The 26,932-nt window shown below is 77.6% G+C and carries 19 protein-coding genes and 1 pseudogene; 19 read left to right on the top strand and 1 reads right to left on the bottom strand.

Annotated elements, in window-relative coordinates; all coding sequences use genetic code 11:
• Positions 1–34 precede the first annotated feature (34 nt).
• The 14 genes and pseudogenes from ACOQFB_RS14260 (at position 35) to ACOQFB_RS14195 (ending at position 17,545) form a co-directional block, all read left to right on the top strand.
• Positions 35–1,858 (top strand): DUF4091 domain-containing protein, encoded by a 1,824-nt coding sequence (locus ACOQFB_RS14260; RefSeq protein ID WP_421610806.1) that lies wholly within the window; start codon positions 35–37, stop codon positions 1,856–1,858.
• Positions 1,859–1,975: 117 nt separating this feature from the next.
• Positions 1,976–3,607, top strand: a complete 1,632-nt coding sequence (locus tag ACOQFB_RS14255; protein ID WP_494492255.1) for a protein kinase domain-containing protein — start codon at positions 1,976–1,978, stop codon at positions 3,605–3,607.
• Positions 3,608–3,833: 226 nt separating this feature from the next.
• The gene (locus ACOQFB_RS14250; protein WP_421610991.1) at positions 3,834–4,340 is read left to right on the top strand and encodes a MerR family transcriptional regulator; all 507 of its coding nucleotides are present in this window, start codon (positions 3,834–3,836) and stop codon (positions 4,338–4,340) included.
• A gap of 79 nt (positions 4,341–4,419) precedes the next feature.
• Positions 4,420–4,974 carry a sigma factor-like helix-turn-helix DNA-binding protein gene (locus tag ACOQFB_RS14245; protein ID WP_421610992.1) on the top strand — a complete coding sequence of 185 codons (555 nt, stop codon included), beginning with the start codon at positions 4,420–4,422 and terminating at the stop codon, positions 4,972–4,974.
• Positions 4,975–5,122: 148 nt separating this feature from the next.
• Entirely contained in the window at positions 5,123–6,697 is a 1,575-nt protein-coding gene (gene purH / locus ACOQFB_RS14240; RefSeq protein WP_421610993.1) for a bifunctional phosphoribosylaminoimidazolecarboxamide formyltransferase/IMP cyclohydrolase, read from the top strand.
• Between the two features lie 112 nt (positions 6,698–6,809).
• Positions 6,810–8,071 (top strand): annotated as a pseudogene (gene purD, locus ACOQFB_RS14235) (phosphoribosylamine--glycine ligase).
• Positions 8,068–8,580 (top strand): 5-(carboxyamino)imidazole ribonucleotide mutase, encoded by a 513-nt coding sequence (gene purE / locus ACOQFB_RS14230; protein ID WP_012525445.1) that lies wholly within the window; start codon positions 8,068–8,070, stop codon positions 8,578–8,580. The pseudogene purD and the gene purE overlap by 4 nt, the downstream one beginning before the upstream one ends.
• Positions 8,581–8,588: 8 nt before the next feature.
• Positions 8,589–9,704, top strand: a complete 1,116-nt coding sequence (locus tag ACOQFB_RS14225) for an LptF/LptG family permease (RefSeq protein ID WP_421610995.1) — start codon at positions 8,589–8,591, stop codon at positions 9,702–9,704.
• On the top strand, positions 9,701–10,783 hold the full coding sequence (locus ACOQFB_RS14220; RefSeq protein WP_059439165.1) for an LptF/LptG family permease: 1,083 nt from the start codon (positions 9,701–9,703) through the stop codon (positions 10,781–10,783). The genes ACOQFB_RS14225 and ACOQFB_RS14220 overlap by 4 nt, the downstream gene beginning before the upstream one ends.
• 69 nt (positions 10,784–10,852) lie before the next feature.
• On the top strand, positions 10,853–12,235 hold the full coding sequence (locus ACOQFB_RS14215; protein ID WP_421610996.1) for an O-antigen ligase family protein: 1,383 nt from the start codon (positions 10,853–10,855) through the stop codon (positions 12,233–12,235).
• 70 nt (positions 12,236–12,305) lie between these two features.
• Positions 12,306–13,157 (top strand): ABC transporter permease, encoded by an 852-nt coding sequence (locus ACOQFB_RS14210; protein ID WP_421610997.1) that lies wholly within the window; start codon positions 12,306–12,308, stop codon positions 13,155–13,157.
• Between the two features lies 1 nt (position 13,158).
• A complete protein-coding gene (locus tag ACOQFB_RS14205) occupies positions 13,159–13,923 on the top strand; it encodes an ABC transporter ATP-binding protein (RefSeq protein ID WP_059439583.1) in 765 nt (254 codons plus the stop codon).
• An 11-nt stretch (positions 13,924–13,934) separates the two neighbouring features.
• Positions 13,935–15,377 carry a hypothetical protein gene (locus ACOQFB_RS14200; protein ID WP_421610998.1) on the top strand — a complete coding sequence of 481 codons (1,443 nt, stop codon included), beginning with the start codon at positions 13,935–13,937 and terminating at the stop codon, positions 15,375–15,377.
• A complete protein-coding gene (locus ACOQFB_RS14195) occupies positions 15,359–17,545 on the top strand; it encodes a glycosyltransferase (RefSeq protein ID WP_494492254.1) in 2,187 nt (728 codons plus the stop codon). The genes ACOQFB_RS14200 and ACOQFB_RS14195 overlap by 19 nt, the downstream gene beginning before the upstream one ends.
• Before the next feature lie 4 nt (positions 17,546–17,549).
• Here the strand turns inward: ACOQFB_RS14195 and ACOQFB_RS14190 are convergent, their stop codons facing one another.
• Positions 17,550–20,246 carry a glycosyltransferase gene (locus ACOQFB_RS14190; protein WP_421610605.1) on the bottom strand — a complete coding sequence of 899 codons (2,697 nt, stop codon included), beginning with the start codon at positions 20,244–20,246 and terminating at the stop codon, positions 17,550–17,552.
• Between the two features lie 144 nt (positions 20,247–20,390).
• On the opposite strand from ACOQFB_RS14190, the gene ACOQFB_RS14185 reads away from it, so the two are divergent.
• The 5 genes from ACOQFB_RS14185 to ACOQFB_RS14165 all read left to right on the top strand — a co-directional run bounded on the left by ACOQFB_RS14185 (position 20,391) and on the right by ACOQFB_RS14165 (position 26,920).
• Positions 20,391–21,902 carry a hypothetical protein gene (locus ACOQFB_RS14185; protein ID WP_421610604.1) on the top strand — a complete coding sequence of 504 codons (1,512 nt, stop codon included), beginning with the start codon at positions 20,391–20,393 and terminating at the stop codon, positions 21,900–21,902.
• Positions 21,903–22,053: 151 nt separating this feature from the next.
• Positions 22,054–23,352 (top strand): glycosyltransferase family 2 protein, encoded by a 1,299-nt coding sequence (locus tag ACOQFB_RS14180; RefSeq protein ID WP_059438610.1) that lies wholly within the window; start codon positions 22,054–22,056, stop codon positions 23,350–23,352.
• A 141-nt stretch (positions 23,353–23,493) separates the two neighbouring features.
• The gene (locus ACOQFB_RS14175; protein WP_421610603.1) at positions 23,494–24,906 is read left to right on the top strand and encodes a sugar transferase; all 1,413 of its coding nucleotides are present in this window, start codon (positions 23,494–23,496) and stop codon (positions 24,904–24,906) included.
• 79 nt (positions 24,907–24,985) lie between these two features.
• Positions 24,986–25,552 (top strand): L-threonylcarbamoyladenylate synthase, encoded by a 567-nt coding sequence (locus tag ACOQFB_RS14170; RefSeq protein ID WP_494492585.1) that lies wholly within the window; start codon positions 24,986–24,988, stop codon positions 25,550–25,552.
• An 18-nt stretch (positions 25,553–25,570) separates the two neighbouring features.
• Positions 25,571–26,920, top strand: coding sequence for a DUF1015 domain-containing protein (locus tag ACOQFB_RS14165; protein ID WP_059438613.1), 1,350 nt, complete (start codon positions 25,571–25,573; stop codon positions 26,918–26,920).
• Positions 26,921–26,932: the final 12 nt, after the last annotated feature.

Genomic DNA, 26,932 nt, shown 5'->3' with positions numbered 1-26,932 from the left:
GGGCGCTGCAACGAACCCGGAAAGGACGACCCCGATGAAGACCCGCTGCCGAGCCTTCACCGCCGCCGCCGTCGCGCTGGCGCTCTCCCTGCTGCCCCTGGCGGCCTCCGCCGCCGAGGCGTGGGTCGCGAGCGCCACCGAGAAGATCCGGCCCGACGCGAAGGCGCGGCCCCAGACCGAGGCGCACCTCGCGGCGGCCCGCAACGAGTTCGCCGCGTTCCAGGTGGTCGTCACCGGCCCCGCGAAGCGCGTCTCCGCCCGCGTGGAGGGGCTCGACGGGCTCCAGGCCACGCTGTTCCGCGTCGACACGCTCGACGTGACCAGCCCGTCCGCCGTGGACGGCGGCACCGGCCGCTGGCCCGACGCGCTCGTCCCCGCCGTGGACGACGTGGTGGGCGAGCAGCGCAACGCGTTCCCGTTCGACGTGGGGAGCGAGAGCCGCGCGGTCTGGGTGGACGTGCACGTGCCGGCCGGCGCGCGCTCGGGCGTCTACCAGGGCGCGGTGGTGATCTCGTCCGACGCGGGCGAGGCGCGCGTCCCGGTGGCGGTGAGCGTCTACGACTTCGTGCTCCCGTCCACCTCGTCGCTGCGCACGTCGTTCGGCCTCTCCTACGGCGTCATCGCCGCCGCCCACGGCGTGTCCGGCGACGCCGACGCCGCGCTCCGCGCGCGCTACGGCCAGCTCGCGCTCGATCACCGCATCACGCTCACCGGCCTGAACGACGACGGCCAGCACGCCGACTTCGGCCACCTCGACCGCTTCTACGGGCCGCTCATCGACGGCACCGCCCCGACCCGCCTGCAGGGCGCGAAGCTCACCGCGGTGAAGTACGTGGGCGGCCGCACCAGCGTGGCCGAGCACGCCGCCTGGGCGAAGCACGCGCGCGAGCAGGGGTGGTTCGACCGGCTGTTCGACTACACCTGCGACGAGCCGCCGCTCACCTGCGCCTGGAGCGACATCCCGGCGCGCGCCGGCGCGGCGAAGCAGGGCGACCCCGAGTTCCGGACGCTCGTCACCACGCAGCTCTGGGACGCCGAGGACCACGGCGTGGCCGACGACATCGACGTGATGGTGCCGGTGGTGAACTGGATGGACGACCGGCCGGGCAGCGCCGTCGCCGGCGACCAGCGCGACCGCTACGACCCGTTCCTCGCCTCGGGCCCGCGCAAGGAGGTCTGGCTGTACCAGAGCTGCATGAGCCACGGCTGCGGCGGGACCGTGAACATCGGCTCGCCCTCCGAGTCCGACCGCTACTTCACCGGCTGGCCGAGCTACATGGTGGACGCCTCCGCCTCGCGGAACCGCGCCATGGAGTGGATCACGTTCCTCGAGCGCGCCAGCGGCGAGCTGTACTGGGAGACGGCCTACAGCTTCCGCCGCGACCCGTGGTCGAGCCAGTGGGACTTCTCCGGCAACGGCGACGGGACGCTGTTCTACCCCGGCAAGCCCTCCCGCATCGGCGGCAAGACCGACGTCCCGGTGGCCTCGGTCCGCCTCAAGATGATCCGCGCCGGCATGCAGGACTACGAGTACCTGAAGGCGCTCTCCGACGCGGGCGACCCCGAGCTGGCCCGGAAGATCGCGCGCGACCTGTTCCCGAACGCGTGGTCCACCGACGTCGCGCCGGAGCAGTTCGACCAGGCGCGTCAGCAGATCGCGCAGCGCATCCTCGAGCTCACCGGCAAGCCCATGCCGGCCGCGGTGGAGGCGGGCTTCTCCGGCAGCGGCGGCGGCTGCGGCAGCGCCGGCGGGTCCGGCGGCGGCGCGCTGCTGGCGCTCCCGGCCCTCGCGCTGCTCGCGCTCGTCCCGCGGCGCCGCGCCCTGGCGCGGGCGGTGGCGGCGCGGCGCGGTCGCTGATGCACCGGCGCGGCCGGTCATCCCGGTCGCGCCGGACCCTCCTCCGGCGGGGCGCGTCCGCGCGGCGCGCCCCGCCGTACCTTTCCTGGGAGTGACGGCCGGGTACAATCACGCCCGGTGAGGACGTTCGGAAAGTACCGGCTGGTCGAGCTGCTCGCGTCGGGCGGGATGGCGGACGTGTGGCGCGCCGAGGTGGCGGGCGCGGCCGGGGTGGTGAAGGAGGTCGCGCTGAAGCGCGTGCGCGGCGAGCACGGCGCGCGCAGCGACTTCGTCCGGATGTTCATCGAGGAGGCGCGCCTCGCGTCGCGCCTCACCCACGCGAACGTCGTCCAGGTCTTCGAGTTCGACCAGGTGGACGGCCGCTACTACATCGCCATGGAGCTGGTGCGCGGGCGCCACCTCGGCCAGGTGGTGGAGCGCGCGCGGGAGGCGGGCGTCCGGCTCGGCCTGGCCCGCGCCGTCCACGCGTGCGCCGAGGTCGCGAGGGGCCTCTCCTACGCGCACCGGCTCGCCGACGGCGGGCGGCCGCTCGGGCTGGTGCACCGCGACGTGTCCCCCCACAACGTCCTCGTGTCGTTCGAGGGCGAGGTGAAGCTCGCCGACTTCGGCATCGCCCGCGCCATGAGCCAGGGCGGGTTCACCGATCCCGGGACGGTGAAGGGCAAGCTCGCGTACATGGCGCCGGAGCAGGCGCGCGGCGCGCCGCTGGACGCGCGCGCCGACGTGTTCGCGCTGGGCGTGGTGCTCTGGGAGCTGTGCGCCGGGCGCCGGCTCTTCGCGCGCGACAGCGAGGCCGCGACGCTCGCGGCGGTGCTCGAGGGCGCGCCGCCGCCGCCGCCCTCGGCGTGGAACGACGAGGTGCCGCCCGAGCTGGACGCGCTGGTGCTGGCCGCGCTGGAGCGCGACCCGGCGAACCGGACCGCGTCCGCCGGCGAGCTCGCCACTGCGCTCTCGCGCGTCCTCCTGCGCCTCGCGCAGGCGCCGGAGGACTGGGACCTGCGCGCCCTCATGCACCGGCTCTGGCCGGACGGGGCCGCCGCGCCGGCGGGCCCGGGCTCGCAGCCCACCCGCGTCCAGCCCGTGCTCCTCGCGGCGGAGCCGCCCGCGGGCGGCTCCGGGGGAGGGGAGGGCGCCGCGGCGGATGCGGAGGTCGAGGCGGCGCGCGCGGCCGAGGCCGCCGCCCGCGCGCCGGCCGGCGAGGCGACCGCGCCGACCCGGACCCGCGTGGCGACGTCCGGGCCGTCGCGCCGGCCCGCGAGGCGGGCGCGGACCGCGGTCGCGATCGCGTCGGCGGCGGCGCTCGCCGCGGCCGGCGCGGCGGCGCTCCGCTGGGGACCGGCCGCCCGGGCCGGGGCCTCCGTCGACCCGGGCGCGCGGAGGCCTTCACCCATGGTCGAGCCGCCGGCGGCCGGCGCACCTCCGGCCGCAGTCGCGCCCGCGCCGTCCCCCGCGCCCGGGCCCGCGCGGCGGGCGCCGGCGCCGGCCGCGCCCGCGGTCGCCGCGCCGGCGGCGCCCCCGGCCGCGCCCGAGGAGCCCGGCCGCCCCGGCCTGCTCCACGTCACCGCGACGCCGTGGGGCTACGTCCAGGTGGACGGGCAGGGCGTGGGCGAGACCCCGGTCACCCGATCGCTCGCGCCGGGGACGCACCGGGTCCGCGTGAGCCACCCCCGGTACGGCGCGCGCGAGCTGACGGTCGAGATCGCGCCGGGCCGCCGGACCGACCGGCACGCGAACCTGACGCTCCGGTAGCGCCGCTCCCCCGGCGCCGCGCCCGCCGCTCGCCGCTCGCGGGCGGGATCCCGATCCGCTCACCCCCCCGATCACCCCAGGTACGGCCGTGTCGCAGGCGCGCCCGCGCCCGGGCGGCGCGTCCACGCCCCGCCCGTGCCGCGCCTTCGTCCATTGACGTTCGCCATTCAATGGCTTAGCCTCGAAATCAAGTTTTCGATGTTCAACTCTCAAGCGAATCGATCGAGTGGATTTCCTCCGCAACGACGAGATCGCCCGCCTGGAGCGGGAGCGCGCCGGCGGGATCACGAGCGGTGAGGTGGTCCGGCTGTTCGAGTCGCGGGGCGCCCGCCTGTCGGCGGCGACCTTCCGGAAGTACGTGCAGCTGGGGCTGCTGCCCCGGAGCCGGCGGGTGGGCCGCAAGGGCAAGCACACCGGCTCCACCGGCCTCTACCCGGTGTCGGTGGTGCGGCGCATCGCGCTCATCAAGCGGATGATGGCGGAGGGCTACACGGTCGAGGACATCCGCGGCAGCTTCGTGACGGTGCGCAACCGGCTCGAGGACGTGGAGCAGGGGCTCCACGCGCTGCTGGCGGAGCTGGCGGAGAAGGCGCGGTCGCACCCGCGCCGGAAGCGGTTCGAGGACGAGCTCGTGCAGGCCGAGCGCCAGCTGAAGGCGGCGCTCGGGCGGATCGAGCGGGTGGGTGGCGCGGTCGCGACGGTGGGCGCGGACGAGGCGGTCCGGGCCGGCTAGCGGCAGCGGTGGGTGGTGCCCGAGGTGGATGGTGGCCGGTGCCCTCAGGGGCGCCGCAGGTGGAGAGGGAGGGCAGGGGATGAGCGAGGCGAAGCGCAGCGCGGAGCCCGCGCCGGAGCGGCAGGGGCTGGAGCCGGAGGCCGAGGAGACGGCGGCGGGTCAGGACGCGGGGGAGGGGCAGCGCGGGCGGCGGCGCTCGAAGACCATGTCGCGCAAGGAGATCGCGCGCGAGCTGCGGCGCCAGCGGGCGTTCGGCCTGGTCGACCCCGAGCTGGACGAGGTGATGAAGGAGATGGAGGCGCGCCGCCCGCGGTCCCGGGCCGAGTGCGCCAACGGGCCGCGGCCCTGCATGTTCATCTCCTGCAAGCACCACCTCTACCTGGACGTGAACCCGTCCACCGGCTCCATCAAGCTCAACTTCCCCGACCGCGAGGTGTGGGAGCTGGGCGAGACCTGCGCGCTCGACGTGGCCGACCGGGGCGGGATCACGCTCGAGGAGGTGGGCTCGATCATGAACCTCACCCGCGAGCGCATCCGCCAGGTCGAGACCCGCGGGCTGCTCAAGCTGCGCGCCGTCGCCGAGGACGAGCCGCGGACCGCGGCGGACCTCGCCGCCGAGGACGAAGGGTTCTGATCGAACGGGGCTGCGCCCCGCCCCACGAACCCTGAGCTTGCCGAAGGGTCCGGCGGGGCCCCGCTGCGGCGGGGCCTTGGCCACCCACGCCCTTGAAAGGTGTCGCCGCGAGCGTTACAAGGGCGCCCTCCCACGGAGGAAGCCCGACATGACTCGCCGCGCGCTCGTCTCGGTCTCCGACAAGACCGGTCTCGTTGCTTTCGCCAGGCGGCTCGCCGCCCTCGGCGTGGAGCTGCTCTCCACCGGCGGCACGCAGAAGGCGCTCGCCGAGGCCGGCATCCCGGTGATCGGCGTGGGCGACTACACGCAGGCCCCGGAGATCCTGGGCGGCCGCGTGAAGACGCTCCACCCGCGCGTGCACGGCGGCATCCTCTACCGGCGCGGCCTCGCCTCCGACGAGGCGGACGTGAAGGCGCGGGACATCCCGCCCATCGACCTGGTGGTCGTGAACCTCTACCCGTTCCGCGAGGCGGTCGCCGCCGGCAAGCCGTTCGAGACCTGCGTCGAGGAGATCGACATCGGCGGGCCGACCATGGTGCGGAGCGCCGCCAAGAACTCGGCGCACGTGGGCGTGGTGGTCGATCCGGCCGACTACGACAAGGTGGCGGCGGAACTCGAGGCGACGCGCACGCTGTCGGACGCGACGCGCTTCTACCTGATGAAGAAGGCGTTCGCGCACACCGCCGCGTACGACGCCGCCATCTCCGAGTACCTCACCGCGCGCGAGGCCCCCGACGCCGCGCCGGCGCACTTCCCCGCCACGCTGGCGGCGGTCTACACGAAGGCGTACGACCTGCGCTACGGCGAGAACCCGCACCAGGCCGGCGCGTTCTACCGCGCGGCCCGCGAGCCGGAGGAGCCGAGCGTCGCGTTCGCCCAGGTGCTGCAGGGCAAGGAGCTCAGCTACAACAACCTGCTCGACCTGCAGGCCGCGCTCGCCGGCGTGATGGAGTTCGACGAGACCGCCTGCGTCGTCATCAAGCACAACACGCCCTGCGGCGTGTCCACGGGCCGCACGGCGGGCGAGGCGTTCGCGCGCGCCCGCGAGTGCGATCCGGTCTCGGCGTTCGGCGGCATCGTGGCGCTGAACCGGCCGGTGGACGAGGCCACCGCCTCGGAGCTGACCAGCCTGTTCCTCGAGTGCGTGATCGCGCCCGGCTACGACGCCGCCGCCCGCGCCGCGCTGGCGGTGAAGAAGAACCTCCGCCTGCTCGAGGCCCCGCGGCTCGGCGCCGCCCGCGCCACCTGGCGCCGGCGCCCCGAGGAGGGGCGCGAGCTCCGCTCCATCCCCGGCGGCCTGCTGGTGATGGACCGGGACCTGGGCTCGGTCCGCCGCGAGGACTGCAAGGTGATGACGAAGCGCGCGCCCACCGAGCAGGAGTGGAAGGACCTGCTGTTCGCCTGGAAGGTCGTGAAGCACGTGAAGTCGAACGCCATCGTGTTCGCGAAGGACGACCGGACCGTGGCGATCGGCGGCGGCCAGACCAGCCGGGTGGAGTCGGTGAAGACCGCGGTCATGAAGGCGGCGCTCGACGTCCGCGGCTCCTCGGTGGGCTCCGACGCGTTCTTCCCGTTCGCCGACGGCGTGGAGGAGATCATCAAGGCCGGCGCCACGGCCATCATCCAGCCCGGCGGCTCGATGCGCGACGCCGAGGTGATCGCCGCCGCCGACAAGGCCGGCATCGCCATGGTCGCGACCGGCATGCGGCACTTCCGGCACTGATCGCCGGCCACGCGGCGGCGGCGACCCCGCCCCCGCCGCGCGGGGACCCCCTCGGTGCGCGCCTCCGGCGGCCCTCCCGCCGTGGCGGCCCGTGGTATAAGCCCGGGTTCTCATGCGAGTCCTCGTCGTCGGATCGGGTGGCCGCGAGCACGCGCTCGCCTGGAAGATCTCGAGGAGCCCGCTGGTGCGGGCCCTCTTCGCCGCGCCCGGCAACCCGGGCATCGCGCGCGTCGCCACGCTCGTCCCGCTGGCCGCGACCGACGTGGCCGGCCTCGTCGCGTGGGTGCGGCAGAACGCCATCGACCTGGTGGTCGTCGGCCCGGAGGCGCCGCTCGTCGCCGGGCTGGTGGACCGGCTCCAGGAGGCCGGCGTCCCGGCGTTCGGGCCCGCCGCCGCCGCGGCCGAGATCGAGGGCTCGAAGGCGTTCGCCAAGGACGTGATGCGGGCGGCCGGGATCCCGACCGCGGAGTACGAGACGTTCGAGGAGGTCGCGCCGGCGGTCGCGTGGGCGCGGGCCCGCGACGGCCGGGTGGTGGTGAAGGCCGACGGCCTCGCCGCCGGCAAGGGCGTGGTGGTGTGCGGCGACGCCGCCGAGGCGGAGGCCGCGCTCCGCGCCATGCTGGTGGACCGGGTGCACGGCGGCGCCGGCGCCCGGGTGGTGGTGGAGGAGCGGCTGGAGGGCCCGGAGGCGAGCTGCATCTGCTTCACCGACGGCGAGCGGATCCGGCTGCTCGCGGCCGCGCAGGACCACAAGCGCATCTTCGACGGCGACCGCGGGCCCAACACCGGCGGCATGGGCGCGTTCTCGCCCACGCCGAACGTCACGCCCGCGGTGGCCGAGATGGTCGAGCGCGACGTGCTGCTCCCGGCGGTGCGGGAGCTGGCCCGGCGCGGCCGCCCGTTCCGCGGCGCGCTCTACGCCGGCCTGATGCTCACGCCGCGCGGCCCGCGGGTGCTCGAGTTCAACGCGCGCCTGGGCGACCCCGAGACCCAGCCCATCCTGCTCCGCATGGCGAGCGACGTGGTGCCGGCGCTGCTCGCGTCGGCGCGCGGCGACCTCTCCGGCGCCGAGATCGCGTTCGACCCGCGCGCGGCGGTGGGCGTGGTCCTCGCCGCCGAGGGCTACCCGGGCGAGGTGGCGCGCGGCGACGCCATCGACGGGCTGGACGGCCCCTTCGACGAGGGCGTGCAGGTGTTCCACGCCGGCACCGCCGCGGACGCGGCCGGCCGCGTGGTGACGAGCGGCGGGCGCGTGCTGACGGTCTGCGCGCTGGGCCGCGATCTCGACGACGCCGCGGCGCGGGCCTACGCCGCCACCGGCCGATCCGCTTCCGCGGCATGCAGTACCGAAAGGACATCGGCAAGAAGCCATGAGCGAACCCAAGGTGCTGATCCTGATGGGCTCCGACTCGGACTGGGAGGCGATGTCGGAGGCGCGCAAGGCGCTCGAGGACATGGGCGTCGCGACCGAGGTCCACGTGTCGTCCGCCCACCGGACGCCCGAGCGCACCGGCAAGCTGGCGCGCGAGGCGGCCGGCCGCGGCATCCAGGTGATCATCTGCGGCGCCGGCTCGGCCGCGCACCTCGCCGGCGTCTGCGCCGCCGAGACCGAGCTGCCGGTGCTGGGCGTCCCGCTCGCCGCGAGCGACCTGAAGGGCCTCGACGCGCTGCTCTCCACCGCCCAGATGCCGGCCGGCGTGCCGGTGGGCACGCTCGCCATCGGCAAGGCCGGCGCCCGCAACGCCGGCCTGCTCGCCGCGCGCATCGTGGCTCGCGCCGATCCCGAGGTGGCGGAGCGCGTGCGCGCGCAGCGGCGGAAGATGGCCGAGGAGGTCGAGGCGAAGGACGCCGCGCTCCAGGCCAGGCTGGGCGCGAAGGGATAGCCGGGCGCGTGGGCCTGATCGACCGCTACCTGGCACGGGAGATCCTCCTCCCGTTCGCCGCGGCCCTGCTGTTCCTGACGCAGATCCTGCTCGCCACGCAGATCCTGGGGCAGGCGGACGTCCTGTTCGGCTCGGGCGTCTCGCTCGTGGACGTCGGGCTGGTGATGCTGTCCCTCATGCCGCACCTGCTCGGCTACGTCATCCCGGTGGCGTTCCTGCTGGGCGTGGTGCTCGGCGTCGGGCGGCTGGCGGAGGACCGCGAGGTGGTGGCGCTCGGGGCGGCGGGGCTGTCCCCGGTGCGCCTGGTGCGCGTGCCGCTGCTCCTCGGCCTGGTGGTGGCGGCGCTGGGCGCGTGGCTGTCGCTCTCGGTCGAGCCCGCCAGCATCCGGGCCGCGCGCCTGCGCCTCAACGACGTGGTGAAGCGCAACGTCACGAACGACGTCCGCGGCGGCACGTTCTACGACCAGATCCCCGGCTACACGATCTACACGGAGCGGGCGCGCGGCGGCCGCTGGGAGAACGTGCTCATCCAGGACCGCTCCAACCCGGACGCGCCCATGCTGGCGCTCTCGCGCCGCGGCCGCCTCGAGCCGGTCGGCGCGGGCCAGGACATGCGGCTGGTGCTGGAGCAGGGCGAGGTGCACCGCGAGGAGGTCGGCACCGCCGACTACGCCTCGGCCGCGTTCGGCAAGGCCGAGCTGCTGGTCGGGCTGGGCACCGCGCTCAGCGATCGCAACGTGCTCGCGAAGTCGAGCCGCGAGGCGACCGTGTCCGACCTGCGCGCCCGCGCCGCCGCCGCGCGCGAGAAGGGCGACGTCATGGAGGTGCGCCGGCAGGAGGGCTACCTCCACCGCAAGCTCTCCGCGCCGCTGGTGGTCGTCGCCTTCGCGCTGCTCGGTGTCCCGCTCGGCGCGGAGCGCCGCGGCGGCCGCGCCTTCGGCATCGGCGCCACCTTCCTGCTGGTGGTGCTGCACTACCTGCTGCTGCGCGGCGGCGAGGTGCTCACGCAGCTCGGCCACCTGCCGGCGGCGCTGGCGCTGCAGCTCCCGAACCTGGTGCTGGGCGCGGCCGGGCTGGTGCTGGTCCTGCTCATGGCGCGGCGCGGGCCCGAGGCGGTGCGGTGATCCTGTTCCGCTACGTCGCGCGCCGCATGCTCGGCGCATTCCTGGTGGCGCTGGCCGGCGTGGTCGGCATCTACCTGGCGGTGGACTTCGTGGACAACGCCGCCGCGTACACCGGCGCCGGCTGGCTGCCGGCGGTGCTGCAGCTCTACGCGTACAAGGCCGCCGGCGTCACGTACATGGTGGCCCCGGCGGCGCTGATCCTCGGCGCGGGCATCGCCACGTCCATGTTCCGCCAGACGCGCGAGTACACCGCCATGCGCGCGGTGGGGCTCGGCCCGTGGCGGCTGGCGGTCCCGGTGCTGGCGGTGACGCTGCTCGCCGGCGGCGTGCTGGTGGTGCTGAACGACGTGGTGGGCGTGCAGGCGGCGGAGCGCGCCGAGGAGATCACCGCGCACCGCTTCGCGCGCGGCGGCAACCTGCGCCGGTTCCTCGCCGCGCGGGAGCCGAAGCGCTGGTTCCGCGGCGTGGACGGCAAGCGCGTGTACCACCTGCGCGGCAACCTGCCCGACGGCGGCTTCGAGCGCGTCACCGTGTACGAGCTCTCCGAGGCGTTCACGCTGGCGCGGCGGATCGACGCCGCGCGGATGCACCCCGACGGCCGGGCCTGGATCCTGGAGGACGTCGAGGACCGGACCTTCCGGCCGGACGGGTCGATGGCGCTGGAGCGGGCGGAGCGCAAGCGGTACGCGTTCGACGAGCCGCCCGACGCGTTCGCCGTCATCGCCGGCAAGCCCGACCAGATGCGCTGGAACACGCTCATCCGGCAGATCGGGATCCGCAAGCGGCTCGGCCAGCCGGTGACCGAGTTCCAGCTCGAGCGCTACGACCGGCTCGCGTACCCGTTCGCCGGCATCCCCGGCGCGCTGCTGGCGCTGGCGCTCGCGCTGCGGCGCGACCGCAAGGGGCACCTGTCCGCGGCGCTCCTCGAGGCGGTGGGCGTGACGCTCCTGTTCTGGGGCATGCAGGGCGTGAGCGAGGCGCTCGGCCTCTCCGGGCGCGTCGCCCCGTGGGTCGCCTCCTGGGCGCCGAACCTGGTGTTCCTGGCGCTCGGCGCGATCGCGGTGCACCGGGCGCGGTGACCCGCCCGGCGCCCCCGCCCCCAACACCCCGCTCGCGCCCGGCCGCCCGGCGCCCCACCTTGCGCCCGAGTGCGCCGGGCCGAAGCGGTGGTCGTTCACGCGGAGGGAGGGCGGGCCGAGGCGGCCCGCGCGGTGCTCGTGCGCCTGGCCTGGGCCGGCGCCGCGCTGACCGCGATCTCGCTCCCCGTCTCCATCGCCGGGATGCAGATCGGCGCGGGCGTCGCGCTGGGGGCGCTCCTCCTGCGGCGCGCCGCCGGCGGGCGCGGGCCGCGGGTCGCGGCGCCGGGCGCACAGGTGGCGCTCGCGACGGTGGTGCTGCTCGGCGCGGCGCTGGCGTCGATCGCGATCGCGGCGCTGGCCGGCGCCGGCGCGGGGCGCCTCGATCACGTGCTCTACGCGCGGGGCCTCGGCGTCCCGCTCGTGATCCTGCTCGCGATCGAGCGCGGCGATCCCGGCGAGGATCCCGAGGCGCCGCGGCGCCGGGCGCTCGCGCTGGTGGTGGCCTGGGCGGTGGCGGCGCTCGTGCCCGCGTCGATCGCCTGGGCGCAGCACCGGACCGGCTTCGACCTGCTCCACGCGCTCGGCCTGCGCGACGCGCCGCTGCGCGCCACGCTCTACACCGGGGTCGGCCCGCTCGACGTGCCCACCGGGCGCTACGGGGCGGTCGGCCTGTTCAGCTGGTACACGCGGCTGGCGCTCTCGCTCACGCCGCTCGCCGCGCTGGCGGCCGCGCTCGCGCTGCTGGCGCCGCTGCGCCGGCGCACCCGGCTCGCGCTCGCGCTCGGCGCGGGGGGCGCCGCCTGGGCGGTGGTGCTCACCACCTCGCGCGCGGCCTGGGCCGGCCTCGCCGTGGCCGCGGTGGCGCTGGCGCTCTCGGCGGGGCGGCGGGTCCGGCGCGTCGCGCTGCCGCTCACCATCGCCGCGTCGGTGGCGGCCGGCTGCGCCGTCCCCGACCTGCGCGTCCGGCTGGAGCGGGCCTTCTCCGCCGACACCAACGCCGACCGGGCCGCCATCTGGCGCGCCTGCCTGGCGGTGATCGCCGATCACCCGCTCACCGGGGTCGGCTACAAGGCGCTCCCCGTGGTGGGCCGGCGCTACTACGAGACCTACAGCGCCGACACCCCGGTGCGCTCCTGGTGCCACGACACGCCGCTCTCCGCCTGGGCCGAGGGCGGCCCGCTGCTCGCCGGCGCGGTGCTCGCCTGGGTGGCGCTGCTGGTGCGCGCGTTCCTGCGCGCCCGCCGGGCCGGCGACGCGCTCGCCCGCGCCGCCTCGGCCGGGGCGCTGGCGGCCCTCGCCGCACTGAGCGTGAACGCGCTCGTCCACGACGTCCTGTGGGCCATGGAGCCGCTGTACGCGAACGGGTTCCTGCTCGCGGCGGCCGCCGTGCTGGCGCACCCGCGCTCCGGCGGGGCGTCCCGCGCGCGGCCCGTGCTGCGGGCCGTCTCCTGAGCCGGGACGCACGACCGCGCGGGGCAGGCGGGTGCCCGGGCGAGCGATCGACGCCTACGTTCCCTCGGACGTGACCGCGCTCTCTCCCTCCGCCTCGCCGACCCGCCCCGCCGCGCCCCCCGCGGCGCCCGCGCTGGCGCGCGCCGCCGCCGACGTCTGGCGCTTCCGCGAGCTGCTCGCGCTGCTGGTGCTGCGCGACCTCAAGGTCCGCTACAAGCGCAGCGTCCTCGGGATGATCTGGACGCTGCTCAACCCGCTGCTCCAGATGGTCGTCTACACCCTGGTGTTCTCGACCATCCTGCGGATCGGCGTCCCCGACTACCCGCTCTTCGTCCTGTGCGGGCTGCTCCCGTGGTCGCTGCTCGCGGTGGGGACGACCGGCGCGTCCACCGCGCTGGTCGGGAACCAGTCGCTCATCCGGAAGGTGGCCGTGCCGCAGGCGGTGTACCCGCTCGCGGTGGTGGGCTCGAAGCTCGCCGACGCGCTGCTCTCGCTCCCCGCGCTGGCGCTCCTGGCGTTCGCCGCCGGCCGGCCGCCCGGCGCGAGCTGGGCGTGGCTCCCGCTCGCGCTCGCCTGCGCGACCGCGTTCACGGCCGGGCTCGCGCTGCTGCTCTCCTCGGCGACGGTGTTCTTCCGCGACCTGCGCCACCTCGTCGAGCTCTTGTTCCAGGTCTGGTTCTACGTGACGCCGGTGTTCTACCCGGCGAGCTTCCTCGAGCAGCTCCCGGTGCCCGCGCTGCGCGCGGTGCTCGCCGCGAACCCCGCCGCGCCCATCGTGCGGCTCTTCCAGGACGCCGTGTACGAGGGGCGCTCCCCCGCGCCGGCCACCGTCGCGTTCGCGGTGCTCGCCGCGCTCGGCTCGCTCGCGCTCGGCGCCGCGGTGTTCACCCGCTGCGAGCACGGCCACATCCACCACCTCTGACATGACCGGGACGATCACCTTCGACGACGTGGGGATGTGCTACCGCCTGCACCGGGAGCGGGTGCGCTCGCTCAAGGAGGCGGTGCTGGGCGGGTTCCGGCACCTGCGCGAGGCGGACGAGCTGTGGGCGCTCCGCCGCGTGACCTTCGAGGTGCGCCCGGGCGAGGCGGTGGGGCTGGTCGGCGCGAACGGCTCGGGGAAGAGCACGCTCCTCAAGCTGGCGGCCGGCGTGCTGCGCCCGACCGAGGGCCGGGTGCGGGTGGAGGGGCGGGTGGCGCCCATCATCGAGCTCGCCGCCGGGTTCGACCCCGAGCTGTCCGGGCGCGACAACGTGTTCCTGAACGGCGCGCTGATGGGCCGGGCCCGGCGCGACATGGCCCGGCGGCTGGAGCGGATCTTCGCGTTCGCCGAGCTGGAGGGCTTCGAGGACGTGCCGGTGAAGAACTACAGCTCCGGCATGTACGCGCGGCTCGGGTTCGCCATCGCGGTGGACGTCGAGCCGGAGATCCTGGTGGTGGACGAGGTGCTGGCGGTGGGCGACGAGCGCTTCCAGGCGCGCTGCCTGGAGCGGATCCGCGCGCTGCTCGCCGGCGGGACCACGCTGTTCCTCGTCTCGCACCAGATGGACCAGGTGGCGGCGGTGTGCCGGCGGGTGCTGCTCCTGCATCGGGGCGGCGTGTGCCACGACGGCGCGCCCGCCGACGCCATCCGGCGCTACCGGGAGCTGCAGGGCTTCACGCCGCCGCCGGTGGCGCGGACCGGCTGAGCGGAGGGCGCGTGGGCGAGGCGGTGCTCGCGGCGGCGGCCGGGGCGGAGCGCGCGCGGCGCGCGGGGGCGGCGCTCGGCCGGCGCGCGGCGGGCGCGGCGGCGGCCGCGGCCGGCCTGGCCCTCGCGGCCGCGGCGCTCTCGGCGGTGGCGCTCCACAACGGCTTCCCGCTCGTCTACTCCGACACCGGCACCTACCTCGAATCGGCGCGAGTGCTCCAGCCCAACCCGGATCGCCCCATCGTCTACGGCCTGGTGGCGCGCGCCGTGGCGCTGGGGCGCTGGCCCTGGCTGGTCGTGGCGGCCCAGGCGCTGCTGCTCGCGGCGCTCCTCCGCGCCGCCTTCCGCGCCGCCGGCGCCCCGCGGCCGGGCGCCTGGGCGGCCCTCGCCGCGCTCGGCCTCGCCGCGCTCACCAGCGCCGGCGTCACCGCCGGCCACCTGCTCCCCGACGTGCTCGCGCCCGGCGCGCTGCTGTCGCTGGCGCTCCTGCTGGGCGAGCGGGCCGGCCCGGCGGCGCGGGCCGGCGCGTGGGGGGTGGTCGCGCTCGCGGTCGCGTCGCACGCCTCGCTCCTGCCCATCGGCGCGCTGGTCTGCGCGGGCGCGCTCGCGGTCTCCCTGCGGCGCGCGCCCGGGCGGCTGGCCCGGGCCGGCCGGGTCGCGGTGGCCGCCCTCGCCGTCGCGGCCGGCGCCGCGGGGCTCGCCGCGCTGAACCACCACCTGGGCGCCGGCCTCACGCTCGTGCCGGCCTCCCCGGTGTTCCTGGCCGGCCGCATGGCCGAGACCGGGCTCCTGCACGAGGTGCTGGCGGCGCGCTGCCCGCAGGCCGGCTGGCGGCTGTGCCGGTGGCGCGCCCGGGTGCCGCACGACATCGACCGGTTCGTGTGGCGGCCCGACAGCCCGTTCTACCGGATCGGCGGCTTCTCGCCGGCGGGCATCGCCGAGTGCCGGAGCATCGTGCGGGCGTCGCTGTCGGAGCCCCGCTGGCTGGCCCGCCACGCGGCGGACGCGGTGCGCGGCGGCGCCGAGCAGCTGGTGCGCTTCGACCTGCGCTGGGTGGACTCGGCGGAGGCGGCCGGCGGCTGGTCGCACGAGATGCTGGCGCGGAGCTTCCCGGCGCAGCTCGCCGCCTACGACGCCGGCCGGCAGCGGCGCGGGACGCTCGACCTCGGCGGGCTGGAGCGGGCCGAGCGGGCCTCGGTGGGGCTCGGCGCGCTCGCCGCGGCGGCGCTGCTCCTGCGCAGGCCGCGCGATCGGCGCGGCGCGGACGCGCGGGCGCTCGCGGCGGTGCTGCTCGCCGGCGTGGTGGCGAACGCGGCGGTGTGCGGGGCGCTCTCCTCGCCGAACGGCCGCTACCAGTCTCGGGTCGCGTTCCTGGTGCCGCTCGCGGCGCTGCTGCTCGCGGCGGCGCGGGCCGGCCGGAGCGGGGAGGAGGCGCCATGGCCGCGCACGCCGTGAACTCGGCCGCGTACTGGGAGGCGCGCTTCGCCACCGGCGACTGGGACGCCCACGGCGGGCCGGCGCAGGCGCGGTTCTTCGCCGAGGTGGGGCTGTCGCTGCTCGCGCCGGAGGTGGTCGAGGACCTGCGCGCCCGCCGGGCCACGGTGTGCGACCTCGGCTGCGGCGAGGGGGAGGGGACCGCCGCGCTGGCGGCCGGGCTCGGCCTGCCGGTGGCGGGCGCGGACGTGTCCGCCGCGGCGGTGGCCGCCGCGCGGCGCCGCCACCCCGGCCTCGCGTTCGAGCGGGCCGACGGCGCGCCGCCCGGCGAGGTGGACGCGCTGTTCACCTCCAACACGCTGGAGCACTTCCGCGACCCCTGGGGCGCGCTGGCGGCGGCGCTGGGCCGGGTGCGGCGCTGGGCCGTCCTGCTCGTGCCGTTCGAGGAGCGGGACCGCATCCCCGAGCACGAGGCGACGTTCGAGTGGGAGAGCTTCCCGGCCGAGGTGGCCGGCTTCGATCTCTGGGACCTCCGCGCCGAGGACGTGTCGAGGCGCCCGGGGTCGCGCTGGCCCGGCGCGCAGGCGCTGGCGGTGTACGCGCGCCGCGGCGCGCCCGACCTGCCGCCGCGCCCGGCGCCGGCGGTGGCGGCGCTCGCCGCGCGCGCGGCGGCGCTCGCCGCGGTGAACCGGGCGCTGGCGGCGGAGCGGGACGCGTGGCGGGCGGAGCGCGACGCGCTCGCGGCGGCGCTGGCCGGGGCCGAGGGCTGGCTCTCGCGCGAGGCCGGCGCGCTCGCCTCGGCGCTCGAGGCGGCCCGCGCGCCGCGCGGCTACGCGGCGGGCCGGCTGCTCGGGGCGCTCCGCCGCGCGCCCGGCGACGTCCTGCGCGGCTCGCTGCGGGGCGCGCGGGCGCGGTGGCGCTCGGGGGCGGAGGAGGACGGCCGGTCCTGCGCCGCCGCCGCCGCGGATGCGCTGGGCGCGCCCGACCCGCTCCGCGACGGCGCCGCGGCCGCCCGCGCGCTCGCGGCCGGGCTCCGGCTGCCGCCGCCCTCGGCCGACCCGCCCTACCGCGCGCACGTGCGGGCGCTGGCGGAGCGCGCCGTCGCCCCGGGGCCGCCGCGCGGGCGCTCGGGGGAGGCCCTCCGCGCGCTCGCCGCCCGCGCCCGCGGCGCGCCGGCCGCGGTGGTGTTCCCGCCGCTCCTCCCCTGGACCTTCCTGCGGCAGCGGCCGCAGCAGCTCGCCCGGGCGCTCGCCCGGCGCGGCTGCGCGGTGGTGTTCTGCACCCCGGACCCGGCCCGCGACGAGGTGGACGGGCTGCGCGAGCTGGAGCCCGGGCTGTTCCTCGCCTCCGACCTGCGCCTGGCCGGCGAGCTGGAGCGGCCGGTGCTCTGGCTGATGTGGCCGCAGCAGCGCGTCCACGCGGCGCTCCTGCGCCGGCCGCGCCTCGTCTACGACTGCGTGGACCACGCCTCGCTCGACCCGCTGCACGGGCCGGCCATGGAGGCGGATCGCGCCGCCCTGGCGCGCGAGGCGGAGCGGGTGCTCGCCACCGCGTCCCGGCTCGCGGAGGGGCTGCGCCCGCTGCGCGAGGACGTGCTGCTCGTGCCGAACGCGGTGGCGCCGGAGGACTTCGCGCTCCCGCCCGGCGCGCCGATCCCGGAGGACCTCGCCGCGGTGCTCGCCCGGGGCCGGCCGGTGGTCGGGTACATGGGCGCGTTCGCGCCGTGGGTGGACTGGGCGCTCCTGAACGCGGTGACCGCGCGCGCGCCGGACCTCTCGTTCGTGCTGCTCGGGGCGGACTACGGCGGCGCGCTCGCCCGGCTCGCGCCGCGCCCCAACGTCCACGTGCTCGGCGAGAAGCCGCACCCGGCGCTCGCGGGGTACGCCTGCCGCCTGGACGCGGCGATGATCCCGTTCGTGCTGGACGAGGTGACCCGCGCCGCCTCGCCGGTGAAGCTCCACGAGTACCTCGCGGCGGGCGCGCCGGTGGTCTCGACCCCGATCGACGCGTGCCTCGGCGAGCCGGCGGTCGCGGTCGCCGAGGGGCCGGACGCGTTCCTGGCCGCGCTGCGGGCCGCGCTCGGCCGGCGGGACGATCCGGCGCACCGCTCGCTGCGCGAGCGGGCCGTCGCCGCGAACACCTGGGCCGCGCGCGTCGAGCAGGTGCTCCGGGCGCTCGGGGCCGCCTGAGGCGTCAGCGCGCCGCCGGCTTGCGGGCGCGGCGCCAGGCGTCCTCGAACGCGTCGGCGTAGGCGCGCGCCATGGTGGCGACGTCCAGCTCGCCGAGCACGCGCGCCCGGCCCGCCGCCGCCCGCGCCCGCCACGCGTCGCGGCGCAGCGCCACCTCGCGCATGGCCTCCGCCAGCGCGGCGAGGTTCGCCTCCGGGTAGCTGCGGGCGAGCGCGCGCAGCTCCGCGAGGTCGAGCGCCGCCAGGCGCGGGTAGGGGTTCGGCAGCACCAGGCCGATGCCGCCGCGCACCACCTCCCGCGCCGAGCCGACGTCGGTGAGCACGAGCGGGACCCCGTGGTACATCGCCTCCATCACCGCCACGCTCCAGCCCTCCACGAGCGACGGCTGCACCAGGCAGTCCGCGATCCGGAGCAGCCCCGCCACCTCGGCCCGCCCCGCCCGGTGGACGAGGTGCACGCGGTCCTCGAGCCCGGCCCGCCGGATGGCGGCGGTCACCTCGGCCGCGTAGCCGGCGTCGGCCGGCGCGCCCGCCAGCACCAGGTGCGCGGTCGGGAGCCCGCCGGCGATCCGGCGGAACGCCTCGAGCGTCACGCCCTGCAGCTTCTCGCGCGCGAACCGTCCCACCTGCACGAACGCCACGTCCCCGTCGCGCATCCCGAGCGCCGCGCGCGAGGCGGGCGGGGCGTCGAGGCCGCGCGGGTCGAGGCCGTTCGGGATGACCCGCAGGCGCCGCGCGTCCACGCCGAAGACCTCCTCGACGTAGCGCTCGACCGGCGTCGAGACCGCCACCACGAGGTCCATGCCGCGCAGCGCCGCCGCCCGGCGCGCCCGCTCCGCGCCCTCCATCCAGACATAGGCGTTGTGCGCGGTGTACACGCTCGCGAGCCCGCGCCGCGCGAGGTCGCGCGCGCCCGCCACGCTGTAGTGGAGGCTCATGACCTGGAGCTTCCGCTCCTCCACCGCCCGCGCCAGCCGCCGCTCGTCCCCGCCGGTGATCACGAGGTCCACCCCGGCCTCGCGCAGCCGCGCGCCGATGGCCCCGGGCGCGCGCGCGTGCACCAGCACCGTGGCGCGGACCCGCTCGCGCGGGAGGTTGAGCGCCAGGTCGGCCACGACCTGCTCCAGGCCGCCGCGGTCGAGCCCCTCCGCCTGGAGCCCCACCCGCAGCGGCGAGGCGACCGGGTAGACGCGCGCCGGCGGGTGCCGCGGCGCGGGCACGCGGCGCTTCTCGAACAGGCGGTAGGCGGCGACGCGCGCCAGCAGCGGCGCGGCGGCGGACGGGTCGAGCAGGAACGCCCGCTCCGGGAACCAGCGGCTCGCGAGCGCCTGCGCGCCGGGCTCGCGGGTGAGGAGGAGGTCGTACGGGGCGAGCGCCTCGCGCTCCAGCGCGTCGAGCGGCAGGTCCACCACGCACACCCGCAGCACCTCCGGCCGGCGCGCCGCCTCCTCCACCGCGGGGTCGTCGCGGCGGGAGAGCAGGTGGGCCGAGACGTCGCACGGCTCGCCCGGCCCGGCGAGCCGCACGCCCGGGACCGCCAGCCCGATGCAGCGCCAGGCCGGCGGCGCGGCCAGGGCCGCCAGCCGCGCCTCGTGGCGCGCGCGCAGCCGGTCCACCGCGTCGGCGATGCGCAGCGCCCGCGCCCGGGCGTTCAGGCTGTTGGCGTGGACGCGGTACCGGTAGAGCACCTCGTCCACGTGCCCGATCGCGAACAGCGCGTGCATGCGCAGCCAGTAGTCGTAGTCCTCGCCGCCGAACGTGTCCTCGGCGTACGGGCCGAGCAGGCGGGCCGCGTCGCGCCGGTACAGGAAGCTCGCGCCGATGAAGTTGTCGCCGCTCCGGAGCAGGTTCTCGGTGGTGACCTCGCGCGGCAGGCGCATGCGGCTCGGGTCGCGCGGATCCTGGTCCTGCGGCCGGAAGGCGGGGTCGCGGAGCGGCCGGTCCTCGCCGTCGATGGCCTGGTAGTCCGAGTAGACCATGGCGAGGTCGGGCCGGGCGCGGAGCCGGGCCACCAGCACCTCGAGCTGGTTCGGCAGCATCAGGTTGTCGGCGGAGGTCCAGGTGAACCACTCGCCGGTCGCGACGGCGAACCCGCTGTTCAGCGCCGAGGGGAGCTTCTGGTTCGGCTGGGTGAGCACCACCACCCGCGGGTGATCGGCGTAGCGGTCCAGCACCCGCTCGACGCCGTCGCGCGAGCCGTCGTTCACGACGACGAGCTCGAGGTCGCGGTGGGTCTGGGCGAGGACGCTCTCGATCGCCGCCGGCAGGAGGTCGGCCTGGTCGAACACCGGCAGGACCACGCTGACCCGGCCGCGGTGGCCGAGCGTCATCCCGGCGAGCGGCCCGGCGCCGCCCGCCGCGGGGAGCCGCGCCGGGGCGCGCTCCGGCCCGCCCGCGCCGGGCCGCGCCCGCACGCTCCGGCGCAGCGCGCGCGCCGCCCGCCGCGCCCAGGCCACGGCCGGCACCGCGTCGCGGACGCGGTAGTACAGGAGCGCCGCGCGCCAGGCGCGGCTCGCCTCCACGTCGTGGAGCGCGCCCTCGACGGCCCGGAGCCGCTCCTCCAGCGCCTCGGCGCGCCGGCGCTCGCGCTCGGCCACCGCGCGCGCGGCGGCGAGCTCCTCGGGGAGGCGATCCGCCTCCGGGGCGTCCGGATCGGGGAGGGTATCGGGCTGGCGGGGCTCGCGCTCGAGGGCGATGGGCACGTGGAAAGCTAGGGGGCGGGCGCACGCGTGGCCAGCGCCCGGCGCCCCGCCGCCGGCGCGCCGGCGGGGGCGCGCGGGCGCCCCGCTGATGGCCTCCCGCGCGCGGCGCCGCGGACGGGCCTCCGGGCGCGCTAAGGTGGCGCGATGGACGCTGCGGGCAACGAGGCCGGCGGCGCGGCGGGGGCGCGCGGCCGCGTCGTCGATCGCACCGTGGGGCGCGCCGTGGGGCGCGCGGGCGCCCTGGCTGCCCTCGCGCTCCTCGTGGCGGGCGCGCTCGAGGCCTGGGGGATGCTGGGCGGCCTGGAGCCGGCCCGCTTCTGGGACACCCCGTCCTACCTCCACGACGCGGGCCACCTCGCGCGCGGCGAGCTCCCGCCGCTCGGGCTGCGCATGCCCGGCTACCCCGCGTTCGTCGCGCTCGTGGGAGGGCGCGCGCCCGACCTCGGGAGGGTCGCCGGGGCGCAGGCGGCGCTGTGGGTCGCGAGCGTCGTGCTCGCGTACGCGCTGGTCCGCCGGCTCACCGGCAGCCTCGCCGCCGCGCTCGCCGCGGGCCTCGCCGCGCTCTCCTTCGTGGACCTGCTGTTCATGGCGGTGACCCTCTACTCCGAGACGCTCTGCCTGGCGCTGGTGTGCGGCGCCGCGCTCGCCACCGCCGCGGCGTTCGCCGGCCGGGCGCGCGGGGCGGTCGTCGGCGCGGGCCTGCTGTGGGTCGCGGCCGCGCTGGTGCGCCCCATCTTCCTCGCCTCCGCCGGCGTGTACCTCCTGGCGGCGCTGCTCCTCGCGGCGAGGCGCGCGCTCGCGCGGCGCGACGTGGCGCTCGCGTGGGCGGCGGTCGCGGCCGTCGTGCTGGCGATGGCGTCGGTGAACCTCGCGCGCGCCGGCCGGTTCGAGTTCTCCCCCGGCGCGGGGCTCTCGCTCCTCAACCACGTCGGCCACCCGGCGGTGTACCGCCACCTCCCGCCCGACCAGGCCCGGATCCGCGAGGTGTACGAGCGGCTCGCCGCCGAGCAGGGGCGGGAGTGGATCGGGTGGTGGCGCGCCGTGGGGCCGCTCGCGGCGGTGGTCGCGCCCGAGCGGGCGGAGGCGGCCGGGCGGCTCGAGGTGGCCGCGGCGGAGCCGGTCGCCGAGCGCGTCGCGCTGCGCGCCCTCGCGGCCGTGCCGGGCGGCTACGTGCGCGTGTGGGCGGACGCGGCGGAGCAGCTCCTCGGCCGCTTCGCGCTGCAGCTGGGGTGGAGCGCCCGGCCGGACGGCCCGCCGCAGTGGCCGCCCGGGGCCTGGCAGCACCGCGCCGCGCGCGACGCGGAGGCGGTGTGGCGGGTGGGGATGCCGTGGCTCTCCGCGGCCGCGCTGCTCCTGCCCCCGCTCGCGCTCTGGCTGCGCGCGCGCCGCCGCCGCCGCGGGGACGACGCGCCGGGACCGGCCGGGGCGGGCGCGGCGCTCGCGACGCTCTGGGTGATCGCGGCGGTGAACGCCGCGCTCAGCCCGGCCCTCGAACCCTGGGCGGGGCAGATGCGCTACCGCTTCCCCATCCAGCACCTCCTGCTCGGGCTGGCGATCGGCGCCGCGGTGCTCGCGGCGCGCGCCCTGCGCCCCGCGCGCGGCCTTGCCGGCACCGGAGCGGCCGGGGCCGGCGCCGGCGCCGGCCGGCCCACGTGACGGTGGGTGAAGCACGGCCGCGGGCATCCGGGCCCCCCGGCGGCCCGGAGCCTTGTCGCGCGCCCGGGGTGCACGCAGATCCTCCGCGAGACGGCGGCGCCGGTGCGACCCGGGGGGCACGCGTGCGCGGGACGCCGTCCGGGGAGCGCGGATGGCGCAGGCGGTGGCGGCGGCGATCGAGTGGGGCCTGTTCGCCCTCATGGCGTACACGTTCGCGGTGGCGCTGGCGGGCTTCCTCCCGCGCCGCGCGCCCGCGACGGCGCCGCCCCGCCATCGCTTCCTGGTGCTCGTCCCCGCCCACGACGAGGCGGCGGTGGTGGCGCACGCGGTGCGGGCCGCGCTCCGGCAGGATCACCCGCGGTCGCTGTTCCGGGTGGTGGTGGTCGCGGACAACTGCGCCGACGACACCGCGGCCCGGGCGCGCGCCGCCGGCGCCGACGCGGTGCTGGAGCGGCGCGATCCCCGCGACCTCGGCAAGGGGCACGCGCTCGCCTGGGCCCGCGAGCGTGCGCTGGCGCTCTACCCGGCGGACGCGGTGTGCGTGTTCGACGCCGACAACGTCATGGCGCCCGGCTTCCTCTCCGCCATGGACGCCCGGCTCTCCGCCGGCGCCCGCGTGCTCCAGGGGACCATCGAGGCGAAGAACCCGGACGACAGCTGGATCACGCAGGCGAGCGCGCTCCAGCACGCGGTCGCGGCCCGCCTGTTCGAGCGCTCGCGCGCGCGGCTCGGCTTCTCCGCGCTCCTGAACGGCACCGGCTACTGCGTCCGCACCGAGGTGCTGCGCGCCTGGCCCCCGGATCCCGCCTGCCTCACCGACGACCGCGAGCTGCAGCTCCGGCTGCTCCGCGCCGGCGTGCGGGTGGAGTGGGCCCCGGAGGCGGTCACCTACGACGAGAAGCCGGCCACGCTCGCCGCCTCGTGGCGCCAGCGCGTCCGCTGGGCGCGCGGCCACCTCGACGTGGCCCGCCGCCACACGCTGCCGCTGCTCTGGCGCGCGCTCCGGCACCGCGACCTCGCGGCGCTGGACGGCGCGGTGGCCTGCCTGCAGCCGTCGAGGTCGGCGGTGGCGATGCTCGCGGGCGCGGTGGTCGCGGCGCGCGTGGCGGCCGCGGCGCTGGGCCACCCGGCGGGCGCCCCGCACGTCCCGCTCGCCGCCTGGCTGCCGCTGCTCGCGTGCCCGGTGGCGTTCCCGGTGGCGGCGCTCGCCGCGGAGCGCGTGCCGGCGCGGGTGGCGCTCCGCTACGGGTACACGCTGCTCCTGCAGGCCGCCTGGGCGCCCCTGCTGGTGGCGGGGCTGCTGCGCCGGCGGGACCGGCGCTGGGGGGCGACGCGCCACACCCGGAGCATCTCGGTCGAGGCCCGGCTCGCGGCGGGCACGGCCGCCGGCTCGACCGGCCCCGGCGGCACGGCGGCCCGGCCGCGGCGGGGAGGGGAGAGCGTCGCGTGAGCCCGGACGGTGCGCCCGGGCGCCCGGGGCCGCGCCGCGGCCAGGGCTGCGCCCCGCGCCCGGGCTTCCGGGCGGGCGCGCGCGTCGCGACGTTGGTGGCACCGGCGGCGTCCGCCGGCCGGGGTCACACACGGTGAATGCATGCTGAAGGAGCGGGCAGGGGCGGTCTCCGCGGGGCTGCGCGCGCTCGACCTGGCGCTGGTGGCGGCCGCGTTCGGGCTCGCCCTCGCGCTCCGCGCGGCCGTGGACGTCCCGGCGGTGCCGCCGCTGCTCCCGGCCGGCCGGCACCTCGCCTGGCTCGCCGTGGCGCTCGCGCTCTGGCCGGCCGCGGCCGGGGCCGCCGGGGTGTACGGTCAGTACCGCACCCGGTCGCGCCGCGAGGAGATCCTCCGGCTGGCGCGCGCGGTCGGCTTGCTGGCGCTGGGCGTCGCGGCGGCGAGCTTCCTCGGGCGCGACCGGGACCTCTCGCGGCTGCTGCTCCTCGGCTGGCACGCGATCGCGCTGGTGCTGCTGGCGGGCAGCCGCGTGGCGGTCCGCACCCTGGCGCACGAGGCCCGGCGGCGCGGGCACAACACGCGCGCGTTCGCGGTGGTGGGCAGCGGGCCGCTGGCGCGGGCCATGCGGCAGCGGCTGCTGGCGCGGCCGGAGTGGGGCTTCACGTTCGCGGGCTTCGTCCTCGAGGAGGGCGCGCCGCGGCGGGGCATCCCGGGCCCGGTGCTGGGCCGCGTGGACGAGCTCGCGGCGGTGCTGGAGCGGCACGTGGTGGACCTGGTGGTGTTCGCCGTCCCGCGCGACCGCCTGCCGGAGATGGAGGCCGCGGTGGCGGCCTGCCAGGAGCAGGGCGTGGTGGCGAAGATCGGCCTCGAGCCGTTCCCGCCCCGCCACGGCCGGCTCACCGTCGAGGACCTCGACGGCATCCCCGTGCTCTCCTACGCCTCCGCGCCGCAGGACGCGCTGCCGCTGCTCGCGAAGCGGGCCATCGACGTGGCGGCGAGCGCGCTCGCGCTCGCGGTGCTCTCGCCGCTGCTCGGCGCGGTGGCGCTGGCGGTGCGCCTCGACTCGCCCGGCCCGGTGCTGTTCCGGCAGCGGCGGGTCGGGCTGTCCGGCCGCACCTTCACGCTCTACAAGTTCCGCTCCATGCGCGCCGGCGCCGAGGCGGAGCAGGCGCGGCTCGCCGATCGCAACGAGATGGACGGGCCGGTGTTCAAGCTGCGCGACGACCCGCGCGTCACGCGCGTGGGGAGGGTGCTGCGCCGCACCTCGCTCGACGAGCTGCCGCAGCTCTGGAACGTGCTCCGGGGCGAGATGAGCCTGGTGGGCCCGCGGCCGCCCTTGCCGGACGAGGTCCGGCGCTACGAGCGCTGGCAGCGGCGCCGGCTGTCGGTGAAGCCCGGGCTCACCTGCACCTGGCAGGTGTCCGGCCGGTCCGAGGTCGGCTTCGGCCGCTGGATGCAGCTCGACCTCGACTACATCGACCGGTGGTCGCTCTGGCAGGACGTGCGGATCGTGCTGCGCACCATCCCGGCGGTGCTGCTCGGGCGCGGCGCGCGGTAGAGTCCGCGCATGGACGCCCAGCTCGAGGCCCGGATCGCGGAGGCCGCCGCCGTGCTGCGCGCCGGCGGCATCGTGGTCTATCCCACCGAGACGTTCTACGGGCTCGGGGCTCGCCTCCGACGCCGCCGCGCTCGCCCGGCTCGCCGCCGCGAAGCTGCGGCCCGAGGGCAAGCCCCTGCCGCTCGTCGCGGCCGACCGGGAGCAGGTGGACCGGGTGGCGTCGCTGGAGGGCGCGGCGGCGCGGCTGGCCGGGCGCCTCTGGCCGGGGCCGCTCACGCTGGTGCTGCCGGCGCGGCCGGGCCTCTCCGAGGCCATCACCGCGGGCTCCGGCACCGTCGGGGTGCGGATCCCCGGGTCGGAGGTGGCGCGCGCGCTGGCGCGCATGGCGGGCGGGGCGCTGGTCTCCACCTCGGCGAACCTCTCCGGCGGCCCGCCGCCGGACCGGGTCGAGGCGCTCGACCCCGCCCTGCGCGCGGCTGTGGACCACGTGCTCGACGCCGGCCCGACGCCCGGGGGGCTCCCGAGCACCGTGGTGGCGGTCGCCGGCGAGGAGCTGCGGGTGGTGCGGCCCGGCGCCGTGTCCATCGAGCAGGTGACCGCGGCGCTCGGCGGCCCCACCGGCGCCTTGCACCGTACGGGGCCGTGATCTACGGTCCGGGGCCCCATGGCCGAGATCGTCCCGTTTCGAGGCGTCCGTTACGCCGCCACCCGCGGCCGGGCCCTCGGCCAGCTGCTGGCCCCGCCCTACGATCTCGTCTCCCTGGAGCAGCGCGACGAGCTGCTGCGCCGCAGCCCCGAGAACATCGCCCACGTCGCCATCGGCGAGGAGCGCGCCGGCGACGGGCCGGGCTCGAACAAGTACACGCGCGCCGCCGAGCTCTGGACCGGCTGGATGCAGCGCGGGGTCCTGCGCCGCGATCCCGGGCCGGCCCTGTACGCGCTGGAGCAGGCGTTCTGGGCGCCCGACGGGCGGCAGGCGCGGCGCCGCGGCTTCCTGGCGGCGGTGCGGCTGCACGAGTTCTCCGAGGGCGTCATCGTCCCGCACGAGAAGACGCTCACCGCGCCCCGCGCCGACCGCCTCGAGATCCTGAAGGCGGTCCGGGCCAACCTCTCGCCCATCATCGGCCTCTACCGCGACGAGGACCGGACCACCTCGCGCGCGCTGGAGGCGGTCGCCGCCGGCGAGCTGGTGGCCGAGACCGACTCCGACGACGGCGTGCACCACCGGCTCTGGCGCGCCGAGCAGCCGGAGGTGGTGGCGGCGCTCCAGCAGGCGGTGGCCGACAAGCGGATCTTCATCGCCGACGGCCACCACCGGTACGTGTCCGGGCTCGCCTACCGCAAGCTGGTGGAGGCGCAGCGGCCCGGGCTGCCGCCGGGCGCGGGGCACAACTACATCCTCATGTTCCTGTGCCCGATGAGCGACCCGGGCCTGATGCTCTTCCCGACGCACCGGCTGGTGTTCGGGCTGAAGGACTTCTCCGTGGCGCGGCTCACCGGCGCGCTGGAGCGCTACTTCAGGATCGAGACGCTGCCCGAGGACATCCGCCGCCCGGCCGGCCGCGCCTGGGCCATCGCCAAGCTCTCCGAGCACTTCGGGAAGTCGTCCTCGTTCCTGATGGTCACCGCCGAGGACCAGAAGGCGCGCGTGCTCACGCTGCGCGACGAGGCCGACCTGGAGGAGGCGGAGCTCCCGCGCAACGAGACGCTCCGCGCGCTCGACGTCACCGTGCTCCACTCGGTGGTGCTGCAGCACGTGCTCGGCCTCTCGGCCAGCGCCCAGGAGAACCAGGAGAGCCTCACCTACGTCCGCGACGCGGGCGAGGCGGTGAACCGGGTGCTGTCCGGCGAGCACCAGGTCGGCTTCCTGGTCAACCCGACGCCCATGTGGCAGGTCGAGGCGGTGGGCGACGCCGGCGAGACGATGCCGCAGAAGAGCACCTACTTCTACCCGCGGCTGCAGAGCGGGCTGGTGATGCGCGAGGTGTTCGAGCCCGGCACGCCGTCGCCGTAGGCCCGGCGGCCG

Origin of the sequence: Anaeromyxobacter sp. Red801, assembly GCF_049201065.2 — a bacterium.
Classification (GTDB): domain Bacteria; phylum Myxococcota; class Myxococcia; order Myxococcales; family Anaeromyxobacteraceae; genus Anaeromyxobacter.
The sequence above is the reverse complement of the archived record's forward strand: the minus strand, read 5'-3'. Positions and strand labels throughout refer to the sequence as shown.